This window comes from Streptomyces sp. NPDC048514, assembly GCF_043199955.1.
Taxonomy (GTDB): Bacteria; Actinomycetota; Actinomycetes; order Streptomycetales; family Streptomycetaceae; genus Streptomyces.
The window spans coordinates 175,790-202,701 of the sequence record NZ_JBICWT010000009.1 but is presented as its reverse complement, the minus strand read 5'-3'; the positions used below and the strand labels follow the sequence as shown (position 1 = coordinate 202,701).

Annotated in this window: 23 protein-coding genes and 2 pseudogenes; 12 read left to right on the top strand and 13 right to left on the bottom strand. The window is 71.5% G+C overall.

Features of this window, described 5'->3' with window-relative positions:
- Nucleotides 1-38: 38 nt before the first annotated feature.
- The 3 genes from ACGFT2_RS21180 to ACGFT2_RS21170 form a co-directional block, all read right to left on the bottom strand.
- Nucleotides 39-839 carry a hypothetical protein gene (locus ACGFT2_RS21180; RefSeq protein ID WP_393280416.1) on the bottom strand — a complete coding sequence of 267 codons (801 nt, stop codon included), beginning with the start codon at nucleotides 837-839 and terminating at the stop codon, nucleotides 39-41.
- The gene (locus ACGFT2_RS21175; protein ID WP_393280413.1) at nucleotides 839-2,101 is read right to left on the bottom strand and encodes a VWA domain-containing protein; all 1,263 of its coding nucleotides are present in this window, start codon (nucleotides 2,099-2,101) and stop codon (nucleotides 839-841) included. The genes ACGFT2_RS21180 and ACGFT2_RS21175 overlap by 1 nt, the downstream gene beginning before the upstream one ends.
- A gap of 326 nt (nucleotides 2,102-2,427) precedes the next feature.
- A complete protein-coding gene (locus ACGFT2_RS21170; RefSeq protein ID WP_393280410.1) occupies nucleotides 2,428-3,933 on the bottom strand; it encodes an IucA/IucC family protein in 1,506 nt (501 codons plus the stop codon).
- A 274-nt stretch (nucleotides 3,934-4,207) separates the two neighbouring features.
- On the opposite strand from ACGFT2_RS21170, the gene ACGFT2_RS21165 reads away from it, so the two are divergent.
- The gene (locus ACGFT2_RS21165; RefSeq protein WP_393280408.1) at nucleotides 4,208-5,716 is read left to right on the top strand and encodes an IucA/IucC family protein; all 1,509 of its coding nucleotides are present in this window, start codon (nucleotides 4,208-4,210) and stop codon (nucleotides 5,714-5,716) included.
- Nucleotides 5,717-5,854: 138 nt separating this feature from the next.
- On the opposite strand, the gene ACGFT2_RS21160 is transcribed toward ACGFT2_RS21165, so the two are convergent.
- Nucleotides 5,855-7,840, bottom strand: a complete 1,986-nt coding sequence (locus ACGFT2_RS21160) for an amino acid transporter (protein WP_393280405.1) — start codon at nucleotides 7,838-7,840, stop codon at nucleotides 5,855-5,857.
- A 316-nt stretch (nucleotides 7,841-8,156) separates the two neighbouring features.
- Nucleotides 8,157-8,543, bottom strand: a complete 387-nt coding sequence (locus ACGFT2_RS21155) for a BlaI/MecI/CopY family transcriptional regulator (RefSeq protein WP_393280403.1) — start codon at nucleotides 8,541-8,543, stop codon at nucleotides 8,157-8,159.
- Between the two features lie 131 nt (nucleotides 8,544-8,674).
- Here ACGFT2_RS21155 and ACGFT2_RS21150 point away from each other — a divergent pair.
- The 4 genes and pseudogenes from ACGFT2_RS21150 to ACGFT2_RS21135 all read left to right on the top strand — a co-directional run.
- Nucleotides 8,675-8,758 (top strand): annotated as a pseudogene (locus tag ACGFT2_RS21150) (chemical-damaging agent resistance protein C); the annotation flags it as partial.
- Nucleotides 8,759-8,975: 217 nt separating this feature from the next.
- Nucleotides 8,976-10,319 (top strand): phosphatase PAP2 family protein, encoded by a 1,344-nt coding sequence (locus ACGFT2_RS21145; protein ID WP_393280968.1) that lies wholly within the window; start codon nucleotides 8,976-8,978, stop codon nucleotides 10,317-10,319.
- Nucleotides 10,320-10,623: 304 nt separating this feature from the next.
- Nucleotides 10,624-11,538, top strand: coding sequence for a HipA family kinase (locus ACGFT2_RS21140; protein ID WP_393280965.1), 915 nt, complete (start codon nucleotides 10,624-10,626; stop codon nucleotides 11,536-11,538).
- A complete protein-coding gene (locus ACGFT2_RS21135; RefSeq protein WP_393280401.1) occupies nucleotides 11,535-11,852 on the top strand; it encodes a SelT/SelW/SelH family protein in 318 nt (105 codons plus the stop codon). Before ACGFT2_RS21140 ends, ACGFT2_RS21135 begins: the two co-directional genes overlap by 4 nt.
- A gap of 3 nt (nucleotides 11,853-11,855) precedes the next feature.
- Here ACGFT2_RS21135 and aceB read toward each other — a convergent pair whose 3' ends face one another.
- Both aceB and ACGFT2_RS21125 read right to left on the bottom strand, forming a co-directional pair.
- Complete coding sequence (gene aceB / locus ACGFT2_RS21130) at nucleotides 11,856-13,481, bottom strand: malate synthase A (RefSeq protein ID WP_393280398.1); 1,626 nt, start codon at nucleotides 13,479-13,481, stop codon at nucleotides 11,856-11,858.
- A gap of 185 nt (nucleotides 13,482-13,666) precedes the next feature.
- On the bottom strand, nucleotides 13,667-14,275 hold the full coding sequence (locus ACGFT2_RS21125) for an NTP transferase domain-containing protein (RefSeq protein ID WP_393280396.1): 609 nt from the start codon (nucleotides 14,273-14,275) through the stop codon (nucleotides 13,667-13,669).
- Between the two features lie 144 nt (nucleotides 14,276-14,419).
- Between ACGFT2_RS21125 and ACGFT2_RS21120 the strand changes: the two genes are divergently transcribed.
- On the top strand, nucleotides 14,420-14,737 hold the full coding sequence (locus ACGFT2_RS21120) for a DUF5955 family protein (RefSeq protein WP_393280393.1): 318 nt from the start codon (nucleotides 14,420-14,422) through the stop codon (nucleotides 14,735-14,737).
- 108 nt (nucleotides 14,738-14,845) lie between these two features.
- Here ACGFT2_RS21120 and ACGFT2_RS21115 read toward each other — a convergent pair whose 3' ends face one another.
- Nucleotides 14,846-15,640, bottom strand: a complete 795-nt coding sequence (locus ACGFT2_RS21115; RefSeq protein WP_393280391.1) for an IclR family transcriptional regulator — start codon at nucleotides 15,638-15,640, stop codon at nucleotides 14,846-14,848.
- Between the two features lie 272 nt (nucleotides 15,641-15,912).
- Here ACGFT2_RS21115 and allB point away from each other — a divergent pair, with 272 nt between their 5' ends.
- From allB to ACGFT2_RS21090, 5 genes are all read left to right on the top strand, one after another.
- The gene (gene allB, locus ACGFT2_RS21110) at nucleotides 15,913-17,250 is read left to right on the top strand and encodes an allantoinase AllB (protein ID WP_393280388.1); all 1,338 of its coding nucleotides are present in this window, start codon (nucleotides 15,913-15,915) and stop codon (nucleotides 17,248-17,250) included.
- Nucleotides 17,251-17,303: 53 nt separating this feature from the next.
- A complete protein-coding gene (gene alc / locus ACGFT2_RS21105; RefSeq protein WP_393280386.1) occupies nucleotides 17,304-18,419 on the top strand; it encodes an allantoicase in 1,116 nt (371 codons plus the stop codon).
- Between the two features lie 128 nt (nucleotides 18,420-18,547).
- Complete coding sequence (locus tag ACGFT2_RS21100; RefSeq protein ID WP_393280383.1) at nucleotides 18,548-19,363, top strand: AIM24 family protein; 816 nt, start codon at nucleotides 18,548-18,550, stop codon at nucleotides 19,361-19,363.
- A gap of 332 nt (nucleotides 19,364-19,695) precedes the next feature.
- Complete coding sequence (locus ACGFT2_RS21095) at nucleotides 19,696-20,091, top strand: ribonuclease domain-containing protein (RefSeq protein WP_393280380.1); 396 nt, start codon at nucleotides 19,696-19,698, stop codon at nucleotides 20,089-20,091.
- A gap of 275 nt (nucleotides 20,092-20,366) precedes the next feature.
- On the top strand, nucleotides 20,367-21,551 hold the full coding sequence (locus ACGFT2_RS21090; RefSeq protein ID WP_393280377.1) for a cytochrome P450: 1,185 nt from the start codon (nucleotides 20,367-20,369) through the stop codon (nucleotides 21,549-21,551).
- Nucleotides 21,552-22,006: 455 nt separating this feature from the next.
- Here the strand turns inward: ACGFT2_RS21090 and ACGFT2_RS21085 are convergent, their stop codons facing one another.
- Complete coding sequence (locus ACGFT2_RS21085) at nucleotides 22,007-23,023, bottom strand: Gfo/Idh/MocA family oxidoreductase (RefSeq protein WP_393280375.1); 1,017 nt, start codon at nucleotides 23,021-23,023, stop codon at nucleotides 22,007-22,009.
- Between the two features lie 130 nt (nucleotides 23,024-23,153).
- Between ACGFT2_RS21085 and ACGFT2_RS21080 the strand changes: the two genes are divergently transcribed.
- Nucleotides 23,154-23,891, top strand: coding sequence for a GntR family transcriptional regulator (locus ACGFT2_RS21080; protein ID WP_393280961.1), 738 nt, complete (start codon nucleotides 23,154-23,156; stop codon nucleotides 23,889-23,891).
- 46 nt (nucleotides 23,892-23,937) lie between these two features.
- Here the strand turns inward: ACGFT2_RS21080 and ACGFT2_RS21075 are convergent.
- The 4 genes and pseudogenes from ACGFT2_RS21075 to ACGFT2_RS21060 all read right to left on the bottom strand — a co-directional run.
- Nucleotides 23,938-24,345: pseudogene (locus ACGFT2_RS21075) on the bottom strand (nitroreductase family protein); the annotation flags it as partial.
- Between the two features lie 100 nt (nucleotides 24,346-24,445).
- Nucleotides 24,446-25,177 carry an SDR family oxidoreductase gene (locus tag ACGFT2_RS21070; RefSeq protein WP_393280373.1) on the bottom strand — a complete coding sequence of 244 codons (732 nt, stop codon included), beginning with the start codon at nucleotides 25,175-25,177 and terminating at the stop codon, nucleotides 24,446-24,448.
- 104 nt (nucleotides 25,178-25,281) lie between these two features.
- Entirely contained in the window at nucleotides 25,282-25,950 is a 669-nt protein-coding gene (locus ACGFT2_RS21065; protein WP_393280370.1) for a nitroreductase, read from the bottom strand.
- Between the two features lie 340 nt (nucleotides 25,951-26,290).
- Nucleotides 26,291-26,725, bottom strand: coding sequence for a cupin domain-containing protein (locus ACGFT2_RS21060; RefSeq protein ID WP_393280368.1), 435 nt, complete (start codon nucleotides 26,723-26,725; stop codon nucleotides 26,291-26,293).
- Nucleotides 26,726-26,912: the final 187 nt, after the last annotated feature.

Below are 26,912 nucleotides of genomic sequence, written 5' to 3'. Positions count from 1 at the left end.
GCCCGGCTGCCCGGCTGTGTGTCTGCCTGCCTGTCCGCTCAGACGGTCGGCGGGACTCGGTTGGGCCGTCCCGGTCCGCGCGTCAGCACGTACCCGCCGATGCCGGCGAGCGCGGCCAGGATGCCGCCGATGGCCGTCCACACCCAGCGGTCGGACCACCAGCCGGAGGACCAGCCGTCGTCCGAGCCGAAGCTGGACAGCACCGCTGCCTTGGAACCGCTCTTCTGCTCCCCGGAGTCGACCGCGATGCCCGGAACGAGCGGCTTGCCGAGCGAGCCGTCCACCGCCGCCGCACCGCCGATGTCCTTGGAGTCCACGCGCACTTCGGTGCCGACGGGCAGACCCAGGTCGGCGTCACCGAGATCCACCACGGTGAGCCGAACGTAGTACGTGCCCGGCAGCGGGTCGTCGGCCCACGGCTCCGACCAGCCACGCACCGTGCGCATCACACAGGCCAGTTCGAGCGAGGAGCCGCTCTGACCGGCGGTGCGGGTCTGGGCGCCGTACTGGCATGCCTCGCGGCGCCGCAGGCCGTCGTACACGTCCAGCTGCCAGGTCTGCGAGCCGTGCGTGTCCGGAAGTTTCACCGTCGCCTTGACCGTGGGGCGCTGTCCGGTGTCCGCCGGGAACGACCAGTACAGGTAGTCGCCGGTGGAGCCGGACGCGGTGGCCTGCTGCCCCTGCTCGATCTCCGTGGCCGTGCGGAAGGAGGTGCCCGCCTGGGTGGGCGCCTTGCCGTCGCCGGAACCGCTCGGGGAGGGGGAGGAGTCGGCGGCGGCCGGCCCCGCGGCCAGCCCCAGCGCCAGCAGCGCGGCGCTCAGCACTCGTGTGATCCGCATCAGTTCGTCCTCCAGACCGCGACCCGCCAGCGTGACAGCCAGCCCCACAGCAGACCCGCCAGGAAGCCGACCAGCACCAGCGCGCCGAGCAGCCACCAGCCACGTCCGAGACCGAACGCGGCCACGTCGTGGTGGCCCGAGGGGCCGTCCACGACGTCAACGGTCAGCTCCAGCGGCAGACCGGGCGTGGTCTTCACCCCGGAAGCCGCCGAGAACGAGTGCGTGACCTGCAGGCAGACCGTCTCGGGGGCCGCGTCGTCGTCGTCGCTCTCCGGTCGCGGATAGCGCAGACCGGTGGAGATCGCATCCGTACGGCCGTCGCCCGCGGCCTCGCCGCGCACGATCTCCCGCCCGTGTACGGTCACCGCCCGCAGCAGCAGGCCGTAGTCGGGACCGACGGCCCGGTCGGCCGCCACGCTCACCGAGGCGCGCAGCTCCTGACCCGGCTCGACCTCCACCTTGTACCAGCGCTGCCGCCCGAACTCCGCGCGGTCGGTGTACAGCCCGGACTTCAGCGACGGCGCCTTCTCGCACCGGTCCGCTCCCTGGGCCGCCACCGGCGTGACCACCGGATCGGCCGCACGGTCCACCAACTGGCCGACCCGGTCGCTCAGTTCCTCCTTGTGCTGCACGGAGGTGTACGTGCCGCCGGTCGCGTCCGCGATGCAGCTGAGCTGGTCGCGGGTCTTGGCGTCCGGCACCAGGCCGAGGGTGTCGATGGTCAGCCCGATGCCCTTGGCGGCTATCTCCCGCGCCACCTCGCACGGGTCCAGCGGCTGGCAGGTGTCCTCGCCGTCACTGATCAGCACGATCCGGCGGGTGCCGGCACCGCCGTTCAGGTCGTCCGCCGCCTTCAGCAGGGCGGGCCCGATCGGCGTCCAGCCGGTCGGTGCCAGGGTGGCCACGGCCGTCTTCGCGTCGGTCCGGTTCAGCGGGCCGACCGGGTAGAGCCGCTCGGTGTCCTTGCAGCCCTCCTTGCGGTCGTTGCCGCGGTAGTTGGCGCCGAGTGTGCGGATGCCGAGTCGGACCTCCTGCGGGGTCGCGTCGAGCACCTCGTTGAACGCCTGCTTCGCCGCGGCCATCCGGGTGCCGCCGTCGATGTCCCGGGTCCGCATGGAACCACTGACGTCCAGCACCAGTTCGACCTTGGGAGCGGCCTGCTCGGTCTCGTCGGCGACCGCCCCGGCGGGGAACGCGATCCCGGCCGTCAGAGCGGCGAGCAGGCCACATAGCCCCGCCACCAGCCGTTGTCTTCTGATCATCGCCGGATCCTATTGATCAGATGGGCTCCGCTTCAAAACGGCAGGTCCTGGGAGGTGATGGCAGACCACGCCCGCCGGGTTCCGTTCGCTGATCCGCGGGCGCCGGGACGTCCGGGTACAGCGCTCGGCTCGTCCCGGTACCAGGTGAGGGACGCGGCACCAGGCGGCCCGCCCACCGCTTCGAGTACTGAGCTCTCCGCGCGGCTGAGGGATTCCTCACACGCCGTCACGGCTGCGCAGGCCCCGCTCCCGCCGGCCCGCACCGCCGGGCGGTGACGGAGCGCCCGACGCGATCCCCCAATACGTGATGTGACGCCACATCAGCCTCACACCGGAGGCGGGACCGAGTGGGGATGCGGCAGGTCCGTCCAGAGATCCCCGGTGTGCGCGGGGGAGAGGCGCATCAGCGTCAGGGCCTTCGCCGGCAGCGGGCTCTCGCGCAGCGGCGCCAGGTCCGCGGTGTGCGGCAGATCCGGCAGGACCGCCCGCAGTGCTTCGGCCAGCGCCGGACCCGAGCCGGCCGTGCCCGCGAGCGCTCCCGCCACCAGGGAGCCGAACAGCTTGCGGCGCAGGTCCGTTTCGTCGTCGGTGATCAGACGGCCCGTGAGAGCGGGCGGAGTGATGCCGTGCCGGGCCAGCCGGGCGGGACTGATCCGGATGTCGGCCAGATCCCGGTAGACCAGCCGCCGGGGCGTCCCGTCGGCGGCCAGGACGGCCAGCAGGTTCTGGCCGTGCGCCTCCAGCGCCACGCCGAGGTCGAGCAGGCGCAGGCCCACCGTGAGGGCCAGCCGGGCGAACGCGGCCAGCCAGCCGGGGGAGCCGGGCAGGGCCGTCGTGGCCAGCGCCGCCACCGGCAGCACATGTTCGTCCGGTGCCGCGTACACCTCGGGCGACTCCCGCAACAGCGCCGCCAGCTGGGGGGAGTGGGCCGTCGCCGCACCCAGCGTGCGGGTGATGTGCAGCAGCCCGTCGGTGCGCGCCGCCAGCTCCTCGGCAAGCGCGGACAGAGGCGCGGCGGCCCGCACCGAGTAGACGGAGATGTCCCGCACCGACGAGGTGAGCCGGGCGCTCAGCGCCGTCTTCACATGCACCGCGCCGGGCAGCGCCAGGGTCCGCAGGGACATCAGCGGATGCGCGGGACGCCACGGGATGGCCGGACGTCCCAGGACGTGCGCCGCCTGCCAGGGATGGACCGGCAGCAACACCCGCCCACCGTCGCGGAGTTCTTCCGGCCACTCCCCGGTCACCAGGCACTCGCCGGCCGGCACCGGCACCGTCCCCAGCCCCACCACCGGCCGGTGCTCCGGTCCGTACGCCAGCTGATCCGCCACCGAGAATCCGGGCCGCGCCCGGCAGTTCGGGTGGAACGGATGCCCGTCCACCACCCGCTGCTCCCACTCCCAGTCCCGCTCCGGCCACTCCTTCGGGTGATCCGCACCGGCGCGCGACAGGGCCAACGATGCCACGCTGTCGGCCAGTTCGGCCGCGAACTCCGGCCCGTGAGCCACCCCGAGCGCGGTCATCAGGCGCGCCGGATCGTCGTACCGCTCCCGGTCCAGGCGGACACCGGTGACGTAGGCGCTCGTGGCGTACGGATCCGCGTGCGGCCCGTGCAGCGTCCGGCCGTCGGCGAGCCGCAGGGTCAGCCCGTGCAGCCCGGGAACCCGCTCCCCGATCCACGGCAGCGGCTCGTGGACGAGCGCCCGCCACAACCGGGTCAGAACGGAGGCGCGAGCGCCCGGCAGCTCGGCCGTGTACCGAGGCAGCAGGGCCGGCCGCACGACGGCCAGCTCCTCGGCGTCCTCGGCCTCGACGGTGGGAGGTCGGCGCACGATCGACTCCTCGGGTACACAGGGCACGGGGCACGATTGTCACGGACGATGGACATACTGATCGCCACCGGCACTCGCACGATGTGCGAAAGGGACGACGTGCGACCCGGGCGGCGTGGAAAGGGGCCGCGTGCGAGCCCGACCTCGGCCGCGTGGGTACGGGACGCCGCGCCCGGCCCTGCACGAGGTGTCCGGCCCTCCGGACACAGCACCCGGCCCCCTGACGAATCGCCCGGCCCCCGGACGAAGCGTCCGGCCCCTGGACGAAGAACGAATGGATCGCGTGGACCTCACACCCCCCACCCGCGCCGTCGGCTCCCGCGCCGACGCGTACGCGACCGCGCCCCTGCTGAACTGCCTGCTGCGCGAGGTGGCCGAACCCCTCCCGGCCGCCGGGGAACGGCGTGTGCACCGGCTGCCCAGTGGGCGGCTGCTGCGCGTGCGCGCCGGACGGCGCCCCGCCGAACCCGAGGTGCACCGGGCCGGGGCCTGGTACCCGCTCGGCCACACCGAACTGGTCAAACTGGTCGCCGACGAACTGCGCCGGCACACCGGACTGCCCGGCGGCGACCTGCCCGCCGAGATGATCGACAGCCGCGAGGCTGTCGCCGCCCTCCTCGCCGCGCGCGAACGGACCGCGGCGCCACAGGATCCGTACCTGCGCTCCGAGCAGTGCCTGCTCACCGGCCACCCCTACCACCCGGCCCCCAAGGCGCGTGGCGGCGGACCGGTCGCGACCTGGCTGCCGTACGCCCCCGAGGCCCATGCCCGCTTCCCGCTGGTGCTGCTCGGGGTGCGCGAGGACCAGGTCGCCGAGGAGGGGGACACCCGTGCCCTGGACGCTGTCGGCACCGCCCCGCCCGGCTACCGGCTGCTGCCGGCCCACCCCTGGCAGCTCGCCCTCGTCGCCCGCGATCTCGCCCCGGCCCTCGCCGACGGTCGCCTGGTCCGGCTCGGCACGACCGCCTTCGACGCCTGGCCCACGGCTGCGGTCCGCACGGTGTACGAGCCCCGGCGCGATCTGTTCCTGAAGTTCAGCCTGGACGTGCGCATCACCAACGACATCCGGCGCCTGTGGCGGCACGACCTGGACGGACTGCGCCGCACCGACCAGGCCGCCTCGCACGCCTTCGCCGCGATGGACCGGCCCGCCGCCTGGCTGAGCGACCGCGGGTACCGCACGGCGGTCTTCGCCTTCGAGGAGCTGGCCGTCCTCGTCCGGGACGGGCTGCGCGGCCATCTGCTGCCGGGCGCCACCCCGCTGCTCGCCGCGGGCCTCGCCGAGGACTTCGACGGCAGTCCGCTGGCCGAGGCGGCCGATCCGGACGCCTGGTGGCAGGCCTACCTGCGGCAGGTCGTCCCGCCCGCCCTGACCGCCTTCGACGAGCACGGGGTCGTCCTCGAGGCCCACCTGCAGAACACCCTCGTCGCCGTGGACGCGGCCGGTACGCCGGTACAGGCACTGTTCCGGGACGCCGAGGGCGCCAAGCTGCTGCCGGACGTCTCCCGCGCCGCCGGCTGGGAGCGGCTGGTGTACTGCCTGATCGTCAACCACCTCGGCGAGATCGCCGCCACCCTGGCCGAACACCACCCCGGTCTCGATCCGTGGCCCGCCGTCCGCCGTGAACTCGCCCGGCACGACCTGCCCGAGATCCCCGCGCTGCTCACCTCCCCGACGCTGCCCGGCAAGACCAATCTGCTGCTGCGCTGGACCGGCGCGGACGGCGCCGACGCCCGCTACCTGCCACTGCCGAACCCACTGACCGTCCCCGTACCGCCGTGACCGCCCCCGTGCGGGTCGCGGAGCCACCGGGGACGACGGTGTCCCGCCGACTCGCCCGCCCCGGGAGCCGGAGCGGAGCCCGATCGCCGGCGTGGCCCGCGGGCACCGTGGAGCCGAACCGCAACCCCGGAGGGGTTGTCAGCTTCCGACGTGGATGCCGGGTCGCTTCGCGGGGTCGGGCTCGTTGCTGCGGATGATTTCGCGTGTGACGGGTGCGGTGTCACCGCGGCCGAGCAGGAAGTAGCGGAACATGTGCTTCAGCGGACTGCCTTCGGCCCAGGCGAAGTAGCAGTGCGGTCGTACTCCGGTGGCATCGCGCAGGGCGAGCAGGATGGCGGCTATGGCGTTCGGGGCAGCCGGTGCCTGGGCGCGCAGGATGCGGTGGCCGTCGACTTCCACGCCGGTCACGGTGAGCGTTTCGCTGAAGTCGGAGGGATCGACCACGTCGATCTCCAGGAACAGGACGTCCGCCGGACCCGGCACGGGGTTGGTGCCGCGCTGTTCGTGCTCCTTGGCGCTGTATTCGGCGCTGTCGCCGGCCTCACGCCGGTTGGCGATGATGTTGATGGAGTCGTCGTGGTCGAGGGTGTCGGCGATGAACCGCCGGGCGGCCTCGTCGAAGACGATGCGGTCCGCGCGTAGTTCGGTGGTCCGCGAGACACGGGATACCAGCGATACGAGGATGATGCCGGCGATGAAACAGGCGGAGATGCCGATGCCGTCGGGCTTGTCGACGATGTTGTACACCAGGGCGTAGAGCAGGATCAGGGTCAGCAGGCCGAACCCGGCTGCGGCCGGCCGCCGGCCGCGGCGTGCGGCGGCGATGGTGACGGCGAAGGCCCCGGAGACCATCATGGCCAGGACGCCGGTGGCGTAGGCGCCGGCCTGGGCGTCGACGTCGGCGTCGAAGGCGATGGTGATGAGGACGCACAAAGCGGTGTAGACCAGGACGACGGGCCGTACCGCGCGTCCCCATTCGGGGGCCATGCCGTAGTCGGGCAGGTATCGGGGCACGATGTTGATCAGCCCCGCCATCGCGGACGCGCCGGCGAACCACAGGATCAGGATGGTGCCGACGTCGTAGACCGTTCCGAATGCCTCCCCGATGCGTTCGTGGGCCAGCCAGGCCAGGGCCCGGCCGTTGGCGCCGCCACCGGCTTCGTACTCCTTGTGCGGAATCAGCACGGTGGTCACGAAGCTCGAGGAGAGCAGGTAGACGCTCATGACGAGTGCGGCGGTGGTCAGCAGCCTGCGGGTGTTACGGATCCGTGAGCGCAGCCGCTGCTCGTCGTCGGCGCCCTCGGCGGAGATGAGCGGCATCATGCTCACCCCGGTCTCGAAGCCCGACAGTCCCAGGACCAGCAGCGGGAACGCCAGCAGCGCGGGACTCATCAGGTCGCCGAAGCCGCCTCCGCCCTCGGCGAGCGCGTCCGTCCACGCCGAGAACGCCCCCGGTGTGGTGAACACATCCACCAGGCCGACGGCGATGACCACCGCGTTCAGGACCAGGAAGAGCGCGACGAGCGGGATGGCCACGCTGACCGCCTCGCTGAACCCGAGCAGGAACACCCCGCCCAGCACCAGCAACAGCACCACCGTGAGAGCCACCTCGTGACCGTGCAGTGCGGCGGGGAAAAAGGGATTCTCCATCACGTGGACGGAGGCGTCCGCGGTGGACAGGGTGATGGTGACGAGCCACGACGTGGCCACGAAGCCGAGCAGGACCAGCACGAAGAGCTTGCCCCGCCAGAACGGCAGCAGGTCCTCCAGCATCGCCACGGACCCGGCGCCGCGCGGGCTCGCCTCGGCCACCCGCCGGTACATCGGCAGCATTCCCAGCAGGGTCAGCGCCACGATCAACAGCGTCGCGAGCGGCGAGACCGCCCCGGCCGCGAGCGCGGCGATCGCCGGCACGTACGCCAGGCTGGAGAAGTAGTCGACACCGGTCAGGCACATCACCTTCCACCAGGCGTGCTGCTCGCCGTGACTCTCGCTCGCCGCCCGGCCGATCGGCTGCACGCGATGGCGAAGCAACCACCGGGCCGCCTTGCCGCTCGGCTGCGGCAGGAGGGCGGGACTGGCCACCACTTCCGGCACCGCTGATCTCTCATCGGCGTTCTGCATGTCCCCCAGCAACCTTCCTGCCCGCCCTATGATCCGGCCGCCACTGCGCGACGGCACGGACGACGATCACCGAGTATGGGCCTTCCGGGTGCCGCCACTGCCCACCGGGCCCGGACACCCGCGGCCGGCCCGCGCCTCCACCCTGCTCCCCGCCGCTCCGGGGCGGCGCCGTGGACACCCCGGGAACGCGGCAACCTCCGCGCTCCCCGCCACTCCGGGGCGGCGCCGTGGACACCCCGGGAACGCGGCAACCTCCGCATCCGGGACCGCCGTTCGGCAGGCGTCGCCGACCCGGGACGAACACCCCCGTGAGGCTTCAGTCCTCTCCTGCGGGACCGGTCCGATCCAGCAGGTGACGGAGCAGCCGCTCGTCGGCCGGGCCAAGACCGGAGACGAAACTGGCCAGCACGGCTTCGCGGTCGCTCTCCGCGTCCAGCAGCTTGCGCATCTTGCGGGCGGCCAGCCCCGCCTCGTCCGACGCCGGAGTCCACGCGAAGGAGCGGCCGGTCCGTTCCCGGGTGACCGCACTCTTGGCCAGCAGCCGGGTGAGGATCGTGACCACCGTCGTGTAGGCCAGGTCCCCGCCGAGCCGTTCCTGGACCCAGCCCGCGGTCGCCGGGCCGCCCGCCTCCCGCAGCGCCGACAGGACCTGCACCTCCAGCTCACCCTGCCCCCGTCGACGGGAATGCCGCTGATCGGTCACACCCTGTCTCCCTTTCCGCTGCCGTGGACGTCATGAGCCGTACATCGTAGGCACCGCAGCCCACTCCCCATTCCTTCTGCAGTCCTTTAGATTCACGATGGCGCGTCGTCGTCTCACCGAGGAGGAGAGCAGTGGGAGTTTCCCTGCCCAAGGGGGGCGACGTCTCGCTCGGCGAGGAGGCGCCGGGACTGACCGCCGTCCCGGTCGGACCGGGCTGAGATGTGCGGACCGCCACCGGCGCCGACTTCGACCCGGCGAGAAGATGCCCGCTGATGAGCGCCCTCACCGCTCCGATAGCATGTTCGAACCACCGACGAGCACCCTCCGCCCTCCACCCGAAACCATGCCATCCAGCGTGAGAAGTGGCCTGGTTGACCAAATAACAAATCGGCCGGACAGTTGACATTCAGACCATCGCGGGAGTTTTCGCGAATAGAGGACAGAGCGACGCTCGCCGCGTGGCGTCGACCACGGGCGATACTGTGGGCCGCCGCCGGTGTGGCGGCACTTGGCCTCCTCATCACGCTGGAGGTCGCCGCACGTCGCTGCGGCGGCATGCCGGGGCCGATGACCGATCAGGTCGAACAGGCCGTGTTCGCCCCCAAACCGGGGCCGCTGTACGGCGGTCTGGCGTTGATGATGGTGGTGCTCACCTGGCGGCAACGGTTCATAGCGGCTGGTGCCGCGATCGGCGTCGACGCCGTGTTCGTCCTGGTGCGCTGGGCGGTCGACGCCAAGGTGGACGGCGGCCATTTCCTCGGCAACGGCGCGTTGCTGGTCATGTCGGGTTACGCCGTCATCGCGGTCACGCGTCGCAGCGGCCGGGAACGTGTCCTGCTGCTGAAGGGCGTCGGGCTGGGCCTGCTGCTGGTGGCCGGCCGTAAGGCGGGTGACACCTGGCTGCTCATCACGTCGAAGACCCGGCCGACGGTGCTCGACCAGTACCTGGCGACCGCCGACCACGCACTGGGCGACCCGTCGTGGCTGGCAGGCCGGATGCTGGCGGCCACCGGCCCGATCGGCACCCATCTCGTCGGCTGGGTCTACGCGCAGCTCGCGGTGGCCGCGATCGTCGTCGCGCTCTACCAGCTGCGCAACGTGGCGGTCGAGCGCCGTTTCCCGCGCCATCATCTGGTGCGCACCTTTCTGGTGATCGGCCTCCTCGGACCGGGGATCTACATGCTCTTCCCGGTGGTCGGACCGGTCTTCGCCTACGGCCCGGGCGCCTCCGGCACCGGCGGCGTGCACTGGGCGGTGGCCAACCTGTGGCCGGACACGCCGCCACCGATGAGTACCCCGCACCCGATGTCCTACGACGACATCACCCCGCGCAACTGCATGCCCAGCCTGCACACGGCGTGGGCCACCGCGATCTTCATTCATTCCCGCAAGGGCCCGAGGCTCATGCGATACGCAGGCGCGTTCTGGTTGATCGCCACCCTCAGCGCGACACTGGGCTTCGGCTACCACTACGGCACCGATCTCGTCGCCGGCGTGGTGTTCGCGCTCACGATCGAGGTGGCTCTGCGCTCGTTCGACCGCGGCTGGGACCGGTCGGGAATCCAGCTCGTCATGTACGGGGCGACGGTCTTCGCCGCGCTTCTGGTGTCCTATCGCTATCTGCCGGTGGAGATGGCCGGGCATCCATGGGTGTGCGGACCACTCCTGATCCTGGCGATGGGTTCCGTGATCCACGGCTACGCACGCACCACCGCGGTCTGGGAACCGAGGGCCGTACCAGCGCGGCAACCGGAACCACAACCCGAGCCGGTTTGAGCATGCCGCATCCGGTGTCACCGGGTCCGCTGTCACCCTGGTGCCCCACCGTCTCCCCGCAGGGCCGGCGGAATCCGCGGCCGGCTCTCGTCGCTCGCCCGGGACCGTTCCACGGGCTGCGGCACACGTACGCCTCGAGCATGCTGGAGGCGGGGGAGTCCGGTCGTGGCCCCGGCGTACCGGCTCGGCCACTCCTCGCCGGCGATCACCCGCGGTTACTATGCTCACTTCACGCCCGACGGCTGCCGCGCCCCTCCGGCATGGTTCTCGTGTTGCAAGGCTGAAGAGACGGATGGCCTTCGAAATGCTGAAAGAGGTCACCGCGACCCGTTACGTCGAGCCCCTGCGCGAAGGGGGCTCGCTGCCGGGACTTGTCGAGGCCGACGACCTCGGCACGTACGTCGTGAAGTTCACCGGTTCGGCGCAGGGGCACAAGGCGCTGGTCGCCGAGGTGATCGTCGGCGAACTGGCCCGCGCGCTCGGCCTGCGCTTCCCCAAACTGGTCCTCGTCCACTTCGATCCGGCCGTCGCCGCCGAGGAGCCGCACCAGGAGGTGCGGGACCTGCACGCCGCGAGCGCGGGGCTGAACCTCGGCATGGACCATCTGCCGGGCGCACGGGACTTCACCCCGGACATCGCGAAGGTCTTCCCGGTGGACCCGCTGGAGGCGGGACGGATCGTCTGGCTGGACGCGCTGACCGTCAACGTGGACCGTACGGTGCACAGCTCCAACCTGATGGTCTGGCCCACGCTCGGCACCGTGCCGCCGCGGCTGTGGCTCATCGACCACGGCGCGGCGCTCGTCTTCCACCACCGCTGGGACACCACGACCCCCGGCAAGAGGTACGACTTCCGGCATCACGCCCTCGGCCACTACGGCCCCGATGTCCGGGCGGCCGACGCCGAACTGGCCCCCCGGGTGACGGAGGGGCTGCTGCGGGGGATCCTGGCGGAGGTGCCGGACGCCTGGCTGGCCGAGGACGCCGCCTTCGCCACCCCCGACGACGTCAGGGACGCGTACGTGGCGCACCTGCTGGCCCGCCTCCGGCTCTCACCCGAGTGGCTGCCCACCGACTTCCCGAGCCGCGAGGAGCTGGCGGCCGAGGAGGCCGCCCGCGCGGCGAAGACACGAGCGGGCCGCCCGGACTGGCTGAAAGCGGTCCCCGACCTGCACGGCAAGCCGGCGGCGGAACAGGATTGGTCGGTGCACCTGGGATGACGGAAGCAGCGGAAGTGCGACGGGTCCAGATCGAATACTGCACCCAGTGCCGCTGGCTGCCCCGCGCGGCCTGGCTGGCGCAGGAGCTGCTGACCACCTTCGAGGCCGAGCTGACCGAGCTGGCGCTCAAGCCCGGTACCGGCGGCGTCTTCGTCGTCCGGGTGAACGACGAGGTGGTCTGGGACCGCCGCGAGCAGGGATTTCCGGAGCCGACGGCGGTCAAGCGCCTCGTACGCGACCGAGTGGCCCCGGGGAAGCCCCTGGGCCACTCGGAACGGTCCGAGCGCCCGGACGGATCGCCCGAGCGCTCCTGAGGGTCAGCGGCCGAGCTGCTCGTACGCCGGCAGGGTGAGGAAGTCGGCGTAGTCCTCGTCGAGGGACACCCGCAGCAGCAGGTCGTGCGCCTCCTGCCAGTGGCCGGCGGCGAAGGCCTGCTCGCCGATCTCCTTGCGGATCGTGTCCAGTTCCTCGGCGGCGACCTTGCGGGCCAGCTCCGGCGTGGCCTTGTCACCGTTCTCGAACTCGACGCCCGCGTTGATCCACTGCCAGATCTGGGAGCGGGAGATCTCCGCGGTGGCCGCGTCCTCCATCAGGTTGAAGATGGCGACCGCGCCGAGCCCGCGCAGCCAGGCCTCGATGTAACGGATGCCGACCTGGACGGCGTTGACCAGACCGTTGTACGTCGGCCGGGCGTCCAGCGAGTCGATCGCGATCAGGTCGGCGGCCTCGACGTGCACGTCCTCGCGCAGCCGGTCCTTCTGGTTGGGCCTGTCACCGAGGACCCGGTCGAAGGACTCCATGGCGATCGGCACCAGGTCGGGGTGGGCGACCCAGGAGCCGTCGAAACCGTCGTTCGCCTCACGGTCCTTGTCGGCGCGGACCTTCTCGAAGGCCACCTTGTTGACCTCGGCGTCCTTGCGCGACGGGATGAAGGCCGCCATGCCGCCGATCGCGTGGGCGCCGCGCTTGTGGCAGGTGCGGACGAGGAGTTCGGTGTACGCCCGCATGAACGGGGCGGTCATGGTCACCGCGTTGCGGTCCGGGAGGACGAACTTCGCCCCGCCGTCGCGGAAGTTCTTCACGATGGAGAACAGGTAGTCCCAGCGGCCGGCGTTCAGGCCCGCGGCGTGGTCGCGCAGTTCGTAGAGGATCTCCTCCATCTCGTACGCGGCCGTGATCGTCTCGATCAGCACGGTGGCGCGGACCGTGCCCTGCGGGATGCCGACGTAGTCCTGCGCGAAGACGAACACCTCGTTCCACAGGCGGGCCTCGAGGTGCGACTCGGTCTTCGGCAGGTAGAAGTACGGACCCTTGCCGAGGTCGAGCAGCCGCTGGGCGTTGTGGAAGAAGTACAGGCCGAAGTCGACGAGGGCGCCCGGCACCGGGCGGCCGTCGGCGTCGACGAGGTGGCGTTCGTTCAGGTGCCAACCCCGCGGCCGCATGACGACGGTCGCCAGCTCCTCGGCCGGGCGCAGGGCGTAGGACTTGCCCGTGCGCTCGTCGGTGAAGTCGATGTTCCGGGTGTAGGCGTCGGTCAGGTTGGCCTGGCCGAGGATCACGTTCTCCCAGGTGGGCGCGGAGGCGTCCTCGAAGTCGGCGAGCCAGACCTTCGCGCCCGAGTTGAGCGCGTTGATGGTCATCTTGCGGTCGGTGGGGCCGGTGATCTCGACGCGCCGGTCGTTCAGCGCGGCCGGGGCCGGGGCGACCTTCCAGGAGTCGTCCGCGCGGACGGCGGCCGTCTCGGGAAGGAAGTCGAGCGTGGAGGTGCGAGCGATCTCGGCGCGGCGCTCGGCCCGGCGGGCGAGGAGTTCGTCACGGCGCGGGGTGAACCGCCGGTGCAGCTCCGCCACGAAGGCGAGCGCGGCGTCCGTGAGGACCTCTTCCTGCCGGGGCAGGGGCTCGGCGTCGACGATGGCCAGCGGGGACGGCGCTGGTGCGGACATGAGCTGTCACTTCCTTCAGCGGTGGCACCGGGTGCCAAGTGGCACGAACAGGGGCGAACAGCGCCGGCTGTGCGGTCAGGCGCTTCTGAACAGTGGATAGTAGTTTCCTCATTGTGGAATCTCAATGGTTTGTTGATGTCGAGATTCTCTGGGTCGAGGCAAGGTGGCGCCGAGTGCCACCCCGTTCACTCAAGGTGGCTCAGGTCGGCCTCGGTGTCGATGTCGTACGGCTCGGCCACGTCCGCGCACTCCACGAGCCGGATCGCCGCCGCGTGCTCCTTCAGGTAGGCGCGTGCCCCCCGGTCCCCGGTGGCAGTCGCCGCGATGCCCGGCCAGTGGGCCGCGCCGAAGAGCACCGGATGTCCGCGTATGCCGTCGTAAGCGGCGGACACCAGCGAGTTCTCGCCCATGTACGCGCCGAGTACCCGGGTCACCGCGGCGGCCCCGATGCCGGGCTGGTCGACCAGGCTCACCAGGGCCGCGCGCACGCCCGTGCCGGCGAGCGAGGCGAGCCCGGCGCGCAGGGACGAACCCATGCCCTCGGCCCACCGCGGGTTGTCCACGAGTACGCAGCCGCCCAGTTCGGCGCGCTCGCGCACCTCCTCCGACCTGGCGCCCAGGACGACGTGGATCCGGCCGCATCCGGCCGCGCGCAGCACGCCGACGGCGTGTTCGACCAGCGGCCGCCCCCGGTGTTCGAGCAGCGCCTTGGGCCGTCCGCCGAGCCGTCTGCCACCGCCGGCGGCGAGCAGCAGCCCGGCGACATCCGCCTGATGATCCTGGTTGTCGGTCATGGGTCCTGCATACCCGACGACGGCACAAGCGTCCGGATTTCCGGTGCCGATTCCCTTGGGCTGAATTTCGGTCCGCGCTGTGGCGGTCCCGCTCGGGGTGGCGTTTACTGACCCGCGCACGACGGCGAGGCTAGGGGGAGGGCTGTGTTGCGGAGTCTGGGGCAGAGGCCGGTGACCGGCAGCGACGAGGATCCGAGGGTGGCGGAACTGCGGACCGCGGTGGCCCGGCTGCGTCGTGGGCTCGCGGCGCTTCCGGCGGAGTTCCCCGACCGGGCCATAGCCGAGGACGAGCTGGCGGCCCTGGCCGCGATGGCCGCCGGCGGGGCCCCGGAGATCCCGCGCCTGCGCAGGTCCCTGTTACTGATCGCGGGCGCGATCGGCTCGGTCAGCGCCCTGGCGAGAGGCCTGCGCGACGTCCGTGACGCGGTGGACCTCTTCGGTCAGCCCCCTGAGCAGCCCTGACGCCCGGGTAGCCGGGCGATCCCGGGCTCTCGCTGCCCGTACCCGTCCGGCAGGCAAAGGCCCGCACCGCCCCCCGGCTCAGGGGCGCTCACGCCCCGGCAGGGACCCTCACGCGCCCGAACTCGCCAGTGCCTGCGACAGCTCACGGGCGACCTGCTGCAGCATCGGCACGATCTTCTCGGTCGCCGCCTCCGTCACCCGGCCCGCAGGCCCCGAGATCGAGATCGCCGCCGCCGTGGGGGACTCCGGCACGGACACCGCCAGGCACCGCACGCCGATCTCCTGCTCGTTGTCGTCGATCGCGTAACCGGCACGCCGTACGTCCGCCAGCGCCGCCAGGAAGCCCTCGGGCGTCGTGATGGTCTTGTCCGTGGCCGCCGGCATCCCCGTACGGGACAGCAGCGCACGCACCTCCTCGTCGGGCACGCTCGCCAGCAGCGCCTTGCCCACCCCGGTGGAGTGCGGCAGCACCCGGCGCCCCACCTCCGTGAACATGCGCATCGAGTGCTTGGACGGCACCTGCGCCACGTAGACGATCTCGTCGCCGTCCAGCAGCGCCATGTTCGCCGTCTCGCCGGTCTCCTCCACCAGACGTGCGAGGTACGGCCGCGCCCACGTGCCGAGCAGCCGGGACGCGGATTCCCCGAGCCGGATCAGCCGCGGTCCGAGCGCGTACCGCCGGTTCGGCTGCTGGCGCACGTACCCGCAGGCCACCAGGGTGCGCATCAGCCGGTGAATGGTGGGCAGCGGCAGGCCGCTGGTCGCGGACAGCTCGCTGAGGCCGACCTCGCCGCCCGCGTCCGCCATCCGCTCGAGCAGATCGAAGGCGCGCTCGAGGGACTGGACCCCGCCCCCGTTGGAGGACTTGGCGGAGTCGGTGGTGCTGGCGCTGGACGTCGGCACGGCACGTTCCTTTCGGGGCTGGCAGGAAGAGCAGCAGCCTACCCGGCAGTCGGTTGACTCCCCGCTGGTACGTAGCTACGTTCTGCTTGCTGGAATTCTAATTCCGCTTTGTGGAAACGTCCAGAGTGCGGGGCTCGGAGGGCCGCTGGGGGGTGTGCCTCTTGACGGCGGTGGAGCGGGAGTGAACACTCCTTCAACAGAACGTTGAATTCCGCTCCGTGATGAGAATCCCGTTTCCGGGGCGTAAAACGGCGGTACAGAGAGGGGTTCGGGTGTCCGACGCTGAACTGGTGCTGCGCTCGACGCGCGTCATCACTCCCGAAGGTACGCGGGCCGCCGCGGTCGCCGTGGCCGCCGGGAGGATCACGGCCGTGCTGCCGTACGACACCGAGGTCCCGGCCGCCGCGCGGCTGGAGGACGTCGGCGACCACGTCGTGCTGCCCGGGCTGGTCGACACCCACGTACACGTCAACGACCCGGGCCGCACCGAGTGGGAGGGCTTCTGGACCGCCACCCGCTCCGCGGCGGCCGGCGGCATCACCACGCTCGTCGACATGCCGCTCAACTCCCTGCCGCCGACGACCACGGTGGAGAACCTGCGGATCAAGCAGGACGTGGCCCGCGACAAGGCGCACATCGACGTCGGCTTCTGGGGCGGCGCCCTGCCCGACAACGTCAAGGACCTGCGCCCGCTGCACGACGCCGGGGTCTTCGGCTTCAAGGCCTTCCTGTCCCCGTCCGGCGTGGACGAGTTCCCGCACCTCGACCAGGACCGGCTCGCCCGGTCCCTGGCGGAGACGGCCGGGTTCGACGGGCTGCTGATCGTGCACGCCGAGGACCCGCACCACCTCGCGGCCGCCCCGCAGCACGGCGGCCCCAGGTACGCCGACTTCCTCGCCTCCCGCCCGCGGGACGCCGAGGACACGGCGATCGCCGGCCTCATCGCGCAGGCCCGCCGGCTGAACGCGCGCGTGCACGTGCTCCACCTGTCCTCCAGCGACGCGCTGCCGCTGATCCGCGCCGCCCGCGCCGAGGGCGTCCGCGTCACCGTGGAGACCTGTCCGCACTACCTCACCCTCACGGCCGAGGAGGTCCCGGACGGCGCCAGCGAGTTCAAGTGCTGCCCGCCCATCCGCGAGGCCGCCAACCAGGACCTGCTCTGGGAGGCCCTCGCCGACGGCACCATCGACTGCGTCGTCACCGACCACTCGCCCTCCACCGCCGATCTGAAGACCGCCGACTTCGCCACCGCGTGGGGCGGCATATCAGGCCTCCAGCTGAGCCTGCCCGCCGTGTGGACGGAGGCCCGCAAGCGCGGGTACGGGCTCGAGGACGTCGTCCGGTGGATGTCCGAGCGGACCGCCGCCCTGGTGGGCCTCGGGCAGAAGGGGGCCATCGAGGCCGGCCGGGACGCCGACTTCGCCGTCCTCGCCCCCGACGAGACCTTCACCGTCGACCCGGCCGGTCTCCAGCACCGCAACAGGGTCACCGCGTACGCCGGGAAGACCCTGTACGGCGTGGTGAAGTCCACCTGGCTGCGCGGCGAGCGGATCGTAGCCGACGGCCGGTTCACCGAGCCGAAGGGCACGCTGCTCAGCCGCCCCGAGTGAGCCACCCCCCGCACCCGCATCCCGCCGAGTCCCGAAAGGAACCCCTGATCACCGTGACGGCGATACCCAGCTTCACCGGCGACGCGAACCCCTACGGAGGCGGCGACCCGTACGCGGACTACCGCACCGCCGACTTCCCGTTCACCCAGTACGCCGACCTCGCCGACCGGCAGCTCGGCGCCGGTGTCATCGCCGCCAACGACGAGTTCTTCGCCCAGCGGGAGAACCTGCTGGTCGCCGGGCCGGCCGAGTTCGACCCCGAGCACTTCGGGCACAAGGGCAAGGTCATGGACGGCTGGGAGACCCGCCGCAGGCGCGGCGCCTCGGCCGGCCACCCCTGGCCGACCGCGGACGACCACGACTGGGCGCTGGTCCGGCTCGGCGCGCCCGGCGTGATCCGCGGGATCGTCGTCGACACGGCCCACTTCCGCGGCAACTACCCGCAGGCGGTCTCGGTCGAGGCCACCTCCGTAGCCGGTTCGGCCTCCCCGGAGGAACTGCTCTCGGACGACGTGAAGTGGACGACCCTCGTCCCGCGCACTCCGGTCGGCGGCCATGCGGCCAACGGCTTCGAGGTCACCGTCGAGCAGCGCTTCACCCACCTGCGCGTCAACCAGCACCCCGACGGCGGCATCGCCCGCCTGCGCGTCCACGGCGAGGTCGTGCCCGACCCGAAGTGGCTGGGCGTGCTCGGCACCTTCGACGTGGTCGCCCTGGAGAACGGCGGACAGGTCGAGGACGCCTCGAACCGCTTCTACTCCCCGGCCACCAACACCATCCAGCCGGGCCGCTCCCGCAAGATGGACGACGGCTGGGAGACCCGCCGCCGCCGTGACCAGGGCAACGACTGGATCCGCTACCAGCTGGTGTCCCAGTCCCAGATCCGCGCCGTCGAGATCGACACCGCCTATCTGAAGGGCAACAGCGCCGGCTGGGCCTCGGTCTCCGTCAAGGACGGGGAGAACGGCGACTGGACCGAGATCCTGCCGCGCACCCGCCTCCAGCCCGACACCAACCACCGGTTCGTGCTGCCCCAGCCGGCCGTCGGCACGCACGCGCGGGTCGACATCTTCCCCGACGGCGGCATCTCCCGCCTGCGCCTGTTCGGCTCCCTGACCGAGGAGGGCGCGACCCGGCTCGCCGCCCGGCACCAGGAGCTCGGCGGCTGATCCACCGCCCCCACGCCCGCGTGGAGCGCCCCCGGCCTGGACAGCACCGGGGCGCTCCGCGCGTCACTCCTCCGGTCCCGTTCCGCGTTCCTGGAACTCTTCCCTCCGTCTCCGGCGTTCCTACCCACGTGACCCTTCAGCAAGAGATCGTCGGCAACGCCATGCAGATGGCGGTCGTCAACCTGCACCCCGGCCAGACCGTGTACTGCGAGGCCGGAAAGTTCCTGTTCAAGACCACGAACGTGACCATGGAGACCCGGCTGTCCGGTCCGTCGAACGGCGGCGGTCAGCAGCAGGGCGGCTCGGCCGGTGGCATGGGCGGCCTGCTGCGCCAGGCCATGGGCACCGCCATGCAGGCCGGCCAGCGCATGCTCGCCGGCGAGTCCCTGGCATTCCAGTACTTCACCGCCCAGAGCGGCGAGGGCACGGTCGGTTTCGCGGGCGTGCTCCCCGGCGAGATGCGCGCACTGGAGCTCGACGGCACGCGCGCGTGGTTCGCGGAGAAGGACGCCTTCGTGGCCGCCGAGTCCACCGTCGACTTCGGCATCGCCTTCACCGGCGGCCGCACCGGCATGAGCGGCGGCGAGGGCTTCGTCCTGGAGAAGTTCACCGGGCACGGCACCGTGATCATCGCCGGCGCGGGCAACTTCATCGACCTGAACCCGGCGGACTTCGGCGGCCGCATCGAGGTCGACACGGGCTGTGTCGTCGCCTTCGAGGAGGGCGTCCGCTACGGCGTCCAGCGCGTCGGCGGCCTCAACCGCCAGGGGATCATGAACGCCGTGTTCGGCGGTGAGGGCCTGTCCCTGGCCACCCTGGAGGGCAACGGCCGGGTGATCCTGCAGTCCCTCACCATCGAGAGCCTCGCCAACGCCCTGAAGAAGGCCCAGGGCGGCGACAAGCAGGGCCCGACCGGCGGGCTGTTCTCCACCCACGCCGGCTGAACCGACGGAGCCCGAAGAGGCCTGATCCCATGCTCCGGGACGCGTCCGGCCGAAGACCGTCGCCGCCGGTACGGTGATCGCCCCCTGCGAGCCGCCGACGTCTCCGCACCCCTTCGGAGACCGGGAGACCCGCACCCCTGTGTCCTCGATCGCCGCACCCGGCGCGCCGGCCCACCGTCGCGCCTGGCACACGGACCCGCCCGTCCTGTTCGTGGGCACCGTGTGAGGGCGCCGTGCAGAAGGTTGACGGCGTGAAAATTCCGTGCGCTTGATGGAAAACTCTTCAACCTTGTCGTTGACATGCCAACGTCTACGCGCGTCATCATGAGGCCATGAGATTCCCCCCACGGATCACCCGAATCGGCGCCGCCGGCGCCGTGCTCTCCGCCCTCCTCGTGGGCGGCACCGTCTCCGCCGCCACTGCGGACGCCACGACCGCATCGGTCGGCAGCATCTGCTACGGCGCCCTGCCCGCACAGGCCCACGACACCCTGGACCTCATCGACCGGGGCGGCCCCTACCCGTACCCGCAGGACGGAGTGGTCTTCCAGAACCGGGAAGGCGTCCTGCCCCAGCAGTCCAACGGCTACTACCACGAGTACACGGTGAAGACCCCCGGCTCCTCCGACCGCGGCGCGCGGCGCGTCGTCACCGGTGAGGAGACCCAGGAGGACTACTACACCTCCGACCACTACGCCTCGTTCGACCTGATCGACTTCGGCTGCTGAGAAGTTCCCGTACGCGTTCCACCGCTCGACTCTCGCCCCGCGGCCTCCCCCCACATCGGCCGCGGGGCGGGTTCCGTGCCGCCGAAGGCCGTCCCGTCGCGGCGCCGGACCGCCGAATGTCCGGGCCGGACTCGCCCTGGTGACGGGCGGCGCCGAGGACATCGAGATCGTCGAGAAAAGACGGCGACGAGGGGCACTAGCCGGACGCCGTAGGCGTTGTCCGGGTACCGGCCGCTGCCGGGGACCTCGGGGGAGTCTGTACGGGGAGGGAAGACATGGAACGAGTGATCGACCTGACGGAGTCCGGCGAGGCGCTCCGCAAGGACCCGCACCCGGTGTACGCGCGGCTGCGTGAGCAGGGTCCCGTCCACCGGGTCCGGTTCGCCACGCCGGGCGGCGTCTGGGAGACCTGGCTCGTCGTGGGATACGAGGAGGCGCGGGCCGCCCTCGCCGACCACCGGCTGGCCAAGGACAGCGCCAAGGTCGGTGTCGTGCCCCTGGACGAGCAGCTGATCGGCAAGTATCTGCTGGTCGCAGACCAGCCGCAGCACACGCGCCTGCGCAGCCTCGTGGCGCGCGCTTTCACCATGCGGCGGGTCGAGCGACTGCGGCCGCGGATCCAGCGGATCACCGACGAACTGCTCGACGAGATGCTGCCGCACGGCCGCGCCGACCTCATCGACTCCCTCGCCTATCCGTTGCCCCTCACGGTCATCTGCGAGCTGCTCGGCGTCCCAGAGATGGACCGCACCGAGTTCCGCAAGATCTCCACGGAGGTGGTCGCGCCGACCGACCCCGACTCCGAGCAGGCGGCGGTCGTCCGCCTCGCCGAGTACCTCACCGGGCTGATCGAGGACAAGCGGTCCGCTGGGCCGACCGACGACCTGCTCAGCGACCTGATCCGGACCACCGCCGAGGACGGCGACCGGCTCTCCGCGCAGGAACTGCGCGGGATGGCCTACCTGCTGCTCATCGCCGGCCACGAGACCACCGTCAACCTCATCGGCAACGGCGTCCTCGCCCTCCTCGCCCATCCCGGCCAACTGGCCGCGCTGCGCGCCGACATGAGCCTCATGGACGGCGCCATCGAGGAGATGCTGCGCTACGAGGGCCCGGTGGAGAACGCCACGTACCGGTACGCCGCCGAGGACCTCGAGATCGCCGGTACGGCGATCGGGCGGGGCGAGGACGTGCTGGTCGGTCTCAGCGCCGCCCAGCGTGACGGCGCCCGCTACGCCGCTCCGGACCGCTTCGACATCCGCCGCGACGGCCGCGGGCACCTCGCCTTCGGCCATGGCATCCACTACTGCCTGGGAGCACCCCTGGCCCGCCTCGAAGGCCGTGTCGCGATCGGCACGCTGCTGGAGCGCGCCCCCGGCCTCGCCCTGGACGGCGAGCCGGGGGAGTGGCTGCCGGGCCTGCTCATGCGCGGAGTGAGAAACCTCCCGGTGCGCTGGTGACCACCCGAGCCGGCCGAACAGCCACAAACCGCGTACGGCGCCTCGCATCATGGCGACGGCGGGCCTGACGGCGACGGCGGGCCAGCGGGCGAAGGCGGGCCAGCGGGCGAAGGCGGGCCAGCGGGCGACGGCGGGTCTGAGGGCGACGACGGGCCAGCGGGTGAAGGCGGGTCTGACGGCGACGGCGGGCTTGAGGGCGACGGCGGGTCTGCCTGCGGCGGATCCGACCGCCGCGCCTGGGCCCTACGACGCCCGCATCCAGCCCGCCACGTCCGCGCCCGGGTCCTGCGACATCCGCGCCGGGTCCCGCGAGATCCGTATCCGACCTTGCGACCTCCGCGCCCGGCCCTACGACGGCGCGGGGCCCTACCCGTGCCGGCCGGGGCCCTACCCGTGCCGGCCGTTACCCCACCCATGGCGGCCGGGGACCCGCTCGTCGCGGCCGTGCCCCTGTCCTACGACGGCTGGGTGCGGTCCGCGATCTCCGTCAGGGTCACCGGGCGCCGCTCCCGGCGGGAGACCTCGCAGGCCTCGGCGATCCGCAGCGCCTGCAACGCCTCGTGACCGTCGCACGGGTTGGGCCGCTCGCCGCGCACCACCTCCACGAAGGCGGCCAGTTCGGCCTCGTACGCGGGCCCGAACCGCTCCACGAACCCCGGCCACGGCTTGTCCGCGGGCGGCGGACCGCTCGGCTCGGTGGAGGCGACCGGCGTACGGTCGTCCAGCCCCACCACGACCGTGTCCCGCTCGCCGGCCAGTTCCATGCGGACGTCGTAGCCGGCGCCGTTCAGCCGGGTCGCCGTCGCCGCGGCCAGCACGCCGTCGTCCAGCGTGAGCAGCGCCGCGCCCGTGTCGACGTCACCGGCCTCGCGGAACATCGCGGGACCGCGGTCGGAGCCGGCGGCGTACACGTCGAGCACCTCGCGGCCGGTCACCCAGCGCAGCACGTCGAAGTCGTGGATCAGCGTGTCCCGGAACAGCCCGCCGGACAGCGGCAGCCAGTCCGCCGGGGGAGGGGACTGGTCGCAGGTCATGGCCCGCACGGTGTGCAGGCGGCCGAGCCGTCCGGCGCGCACCGCCTCCCGGGCGCCGGCGTAGCCCGCGTCGAACCGCCGCTGGAACCCCATCTGCAGCACCGTCCCGGCGTTCTCGACCTCGGCGAGCGCCTGCAGCGTGCCCGGGAGGTCCAGGGCGATCGGCTTCTCGCAGAAGACCGGCAGGCCCGAGCGGGCCGCCCGGCCGATCAGCTCGGCGTGGGCCGCCGTCGCCGCCGTGATCACCACCGCGTCCACGCCCCACCTGAAGACCTCGTCCACCCCGGGCGCCGCCGTCTCGCCCAGCCGGTGCGCTAGGCCCTGGGCTCGCACCGGATCCACGTCCGTCAGGATCAGGGAGCCGACCTCGCGGTGACGGCTGAGCGTGCTCGCGTGGAGGGTGCCGATACGGCCCGTACCGATGACGCCGATGCGCATGGAAACAAAGTGAGGGCGCACCCGGGGCGCTGTCAATGCGTATGTCCGGACAATCGGACTACACGACTTCCCGTCAACCGATCACGGGGCTACGCTCGGGCCCGTGCCGAAACCTGATGTGGACCCGACCGTGTCGCTCGATCTCCATGTGGACCGTAGCTCCCCGGTGCCGTTGTACTTCCAGCTGTCCCAGCAGCTGGAGGCCGCCATCGAGCACGGCGGTCTCACCCCCGGCAGCCTGCTGGGCAACGAGATCGAGCTGGCCGCGCGGCTCGGCCTCTCCCGGCCGACCGTCCGCCAGGCCATCCAGTCGCTGGTCGACAAGGGGCTCCTGGTCCGCCGCCGGGGCGTCGGCACCCAGGTCGTGCACAGCCAGGTCAAGCGCCCGCTGGAGCTGAGCAGTCTCTACGACGACCTGGAGGCGGCCGGCCAGCGTCCCGCGACGAAGGTCCTGGTCAACTCCGTCGTCCCGGCCTCGGCCGAGGTGGCCGCCGCGCTCGCCGTGGCCGAGGGCAGTGACGTGCACCGGGTGGAGCGGCTCCGCCTCGCGCACGGCGAGCCCATGGCCTATCTGATCAACCACCTGCCGCCCGGTCTGCTCGACCTGGACACCGGCCAGCTGGAGGCCACCGGCCTGTACCGGCTGATGCGCTCCGCCGGGATCACCCTGCACAGCGCCCGCCAGTCCATCGGCGCCCGCGGTGCCACGACCGCCGAGGCCGAGCGCCTCGCCGAGGCGGAGGGTGCCCCGCTGCTCACCATGCAGCGCACCACCTTCGACGACACCGGACGCGCGGTCGAGTTCGGCGACCACACCTACCGTCCCACCCGCTACTCCTTCGAGTTCCAGCTGCTCGTACGGCCTTGAAGCCCTGCTCGCACAGCCGTGACACCCGTCCTGGTCTTCGACGAATGCGGTCGATGTAGCAGAACAGGACGGCGGGCGCGCCGAAACAGTCCCGGTTCGCGGAAGCGGCCCTCTGGCGCGCCTCCCAGTCCTCGCGCGCAATGCCGAGGGCACTGTAGCGCTCATGGCCGAAGGCGGACCGGCGCTCGTGGTACGGGGACTTCAGTGCGGCCGGGTACATCTCGTACTCCCGCTCGTCCCAGGGGTCGCCCGCGGCCACGCGCTCGCCGGCGCGCCTCTTGAGTTCGGCCGGCGGCCGGCCGGTCAGCACGTAGATGCGCCACGGCTGGAGGTTCGATCCGGACGGCGCCCAGGCCGCGGCGGAGAGCACGCGCTCCAGCACAGCCCTCGGGACATCCCGGTCGGTGAATCCACGAACCGCTCGTCGGCTCGTGACCGCCTCATAGACCTCCAGGACCAGCCACCTCCTCCGTCATCTGCTCCGTGACCACTCGTGGTCGGGCATGGGCGCACCGGCTCTTCGCGGTCCCCACACCTCGCAGGGTGCGAGCGGGTCAGGAGGAGAGCCAGTCGGTGTAGCGGGTGGGGGCGAGGTGGGCGTTCTTGTCGGTGAGGACGTCGCCCTTGACGGCCGCGAACATGCCGGCGGTGGGGTCGGTGACGACGGTGCGGTGGTCGCCCTTGTGGGACAGGGTGATCCGGCCCAGCTCGTCCAGGGGGAAGACCTCGGGGCCGGCGATGTTGTGGATGCCGTTCACCGGGGTGCCGGCGGCGACCTCCGCCACCGCCCGGGCCACGTCCTTGGAGGCGATCGGCTGGATCGGCGTGGCGGGCAGCCGGACGGTGTCACCGTCGGCGGTCCAGGACAGGACGGCGTCCATGAAGTCCATGAACTGAGTCGCCCGGACGATCGAGTAGGGGACCGGCCCGGCCGCGAGGATCTGCTCCTGGAGCACCTTGGCCCGGTAGTAGTCCAGCTCCGGTACCCGGTCCACGCCGACGATGGAGAGGATGACGAAGTGACCGACGCCGCCCCTGTGGGCCGAGGCCAGCAGGTTGTCCATCGACGTCTGGAAGAAGCCGAGCGAGGCGTCGTCGAAGGTCGGGGAATTCGTGAGGTTGACGACGACGTCGGCGCCCGCCACGGCGTCGTCCAGACCCTGTCCGCTGATGACGTCGATCCCGGTGGACTTCGAGTGGGGTACCGCCTCGTGCCCGGCGGCGTTCAGGTCTGTGACGACCTGCGATCCGATCAGCCCGGTACCGCCGATGACTGCGATCTTCATCAGGTGCCTCTTCTCGTGATCATTTGGGCAAATATGACATATGGTGCATTTTGTGGGTGCGGCAACATGCGCCTCGATCGGCCGAGGAGGGCTGCGGGCTCCGGTCAGAGGCCGTCGACGAAGGTGACCGTCTCGTCGAGCGGGGCCCGGCCGGTACGGGCGGCATGTGCCGTGGTGTCTGCGAACCCGATCGACATGCCGCAGAAGAGGACGAGTTCGTCCGGGGGTGCCAGGACCTCCGCAACGGTCTTGTGGAACTTCGCCCAGGCCATCTGTGGACAGCTGTGCAGTCCTTCGGCGCGGAGCAGCAGCATGACGGTCTGCAGATACATGCCGACGTCGGACCATTGGGGCCGGCCCATGTCGCGGTCGATGTAGCAGAACAGGGCGGCGGGAGCGCCGAAACAGTCCCAGTTCGCAGAGGCGGCCCGCTGGCGCGCCTCCCAGTCCTCACGAGCGATGCCCAGTGAGCCGTAGCGCTGCTCGCCGAAGGCGGATCGGCGCTCGAGGTAGGGGGACTTCAGTGCCGTTGGGTACTGCTCGTACTCAGGTTCGTCCCACAGGTCGCCTGAGGCGAGACGCTCGCCGGCGCGCTTCTTGATCTCGGCCAGCGGCGCGCCGGTCACCATGTAGGTGTGCCACGGCTGGAGGTTCGACGCGGACGGCGCCCATGCTGCGGTGGACGTCACGCGCTCCAGTGTTTCTCTCGGAATATCCCGGCCGGTGAAGTCGCGCACCGCTCGTCGGCTCGTGACCGCATCGTAGACATCCATGATCATCCGGCTCCTCGTTCGCCCGGTACCGCCACCGTCGTTACTAGCGAGATAGTATCATTCAATACAATCTCGTGTTCAACTATTGGGGTGGGATCCCCCACCGTCTGGCTCCCCCGCCCCGGGCACTGCACTGGGGAGAACGTCCGTGGCGACGCTGGTGCCCATCGACTCGTCCGTGTTGCACGTCGGTGGTGCTCTCTCCGGCGGAGACGGGGCACTCGACCGCTGGAGGCCGGTGACCGCCTGTTCGCTGCGAAAGCCGCATGAGGCGAAGCCCCGCCCACGCGGCAGGCAGCCGGTGTGCAGGGCGCTTACGCCTCACCGTCGATCTCGCAGGTCAGCCTGCGGAGGGGCGTGGGGCGCGCAGGTGCGCCCGTTCCCGCAGCTCCTCCTCGTCCACCACCGTGAGCATCGGCCGGCCCGGCGCGCACAGCATGGTCACCACGAACTTGGTCGGTGCGTCAGGGAGTGCGTTGCCGTCCTGGTAGTGGATCACGTCACCGCCCGGCTCCCAGAAGGTCTCACCGGCCTCGACGACACGCTCCGGCTCGCCCTCGAGTTCGAACCGGAGCGCGCCCTCCATGACGTAGCCGAACGACGGGCCCGAGTGGCGATGCGGAGGGAGCCCGGGGTGACCAGGGGGCCACTCGACGAGAATGGTCATTCCCGAACCGCCTTCGGGAAAGAAGGGAGGGGTGACCTCCTGCAGCAGCTTGACTTCGGGCGGCAGAGAGACCTCGGTTGTCCCGTGCTCCGGGTTCTTCTCCGACATGCACCGCACCTCCGTAGGCCAGCCCCGAACGGATGATCCTGCGTCGGCCGTCGCATTCCGGACCGGTATACCGACGCACTCGCTCAGCGGTGATCCATTCCGCCTGTTCCCGACTCACACGACCCGCTCCGTGACAAGGGCAGGCCGCAGCCCGCACATGTGACGGGTCGTGCGTGTTCCGCCTCGC

Coding starts and splice junctions, on each gene's coding strand:
- ACGFT2_RS21160 (WP_393280405.1), bottom strand. CDS start 7,840: ATGCAGAACGCCGATGAGAGATCAGCGGTGCCGGAAGTGGTGGCCAGT.
- ACGFT2_RS21165 (WP_393280408.1), top strand. CDS start 4,208: ATGGATCGCGTGGACCTCACACCCCCCACCCGCGCCGTCGGCTCCCGC.
- ACGFT2_RS21175 (WP_393280413.1), bottom strand. CDS start 2,101: ATGATCAGAAGACAACGGCTGGTGGCGGGGCTATGTGGCCTGCTCGCC.
- ACGFT2_RS21085 (WP_393280375.1), bottom strand. CDS start 23,023: ATGCGCATCGGCGTCATCGGTACGGGCCGTATCGGCACCCTCCACGCG.
- ACGFT2_RS21070 (WP_393280373.1), bottom strand. CDS start 25,177: ATGAAGATCGCAGTCATCGGCGGTACCGGGCTGATCGGATCGCAGGTC.
- ACGFT2_RS21065 (WP_393280370.1), bottom strand. CDS start 25,950: ATGGATGTCTACGATGCGGTCACGAGCCGACGAGCGGTGCGCGACTTC.
- aceB (WP_393280398.1), bottom strand. CDS start 13,481: ATGTCCGCACCAGCGCCGTCCCCGCTGGCCATCGTCGACGCCGAGCCC.
- ACGFT2_RS21060 (WP_393280368.1), bottom strand. CDS start 26,725: ATGTCGGAGAAGAACCCGGAGCACGGGACAACCGAGGTCTCTCTGCCG.
- ACGFT2_RS21125 (WP_393280396.1), bottom strand. CDS start 14,275: ATGACCGACAACCAGGATCATCAGGCGGATGTCGCCGGGCTGCTGCTC.
- ACGFT2_RS21095 (WP_393280380.1), top strand. CDS start 19,696: ATGAGATTCCCCCCACGGATCACCCGAATCGGCGCCGCCGGCGCCGTG.
- ACGFT2_RS21090 (WP_393280377.1), top strand. CDS start 20,367: ATGGAACGAGTGATCGACCTGACGGAGTCCGGCGAGGCGCTCCGCAAG.
- ACGFT2_RS21180 (WP_393280416.1), bottom strand. CDS start 839: ATGCGGATCACACGAGTGCTGAGCGCCGCGCTGCTGGCGCTGGGGCTG.
- ACGFT2_RS21140 (WP_393280965.1), top strand. CDS start 10,624: ATGCTGAAAGAGGTCACCGCGACCCGTTACGTCGAGCCCCTGCGCGAA.
- ACGFT2_RS21135 (WP_393280401.1), top strand. CDS start 11,535: ATGACGGAAGCAGCGGAAGTGCGACGGGTCCAGATCGAATACTGCACC.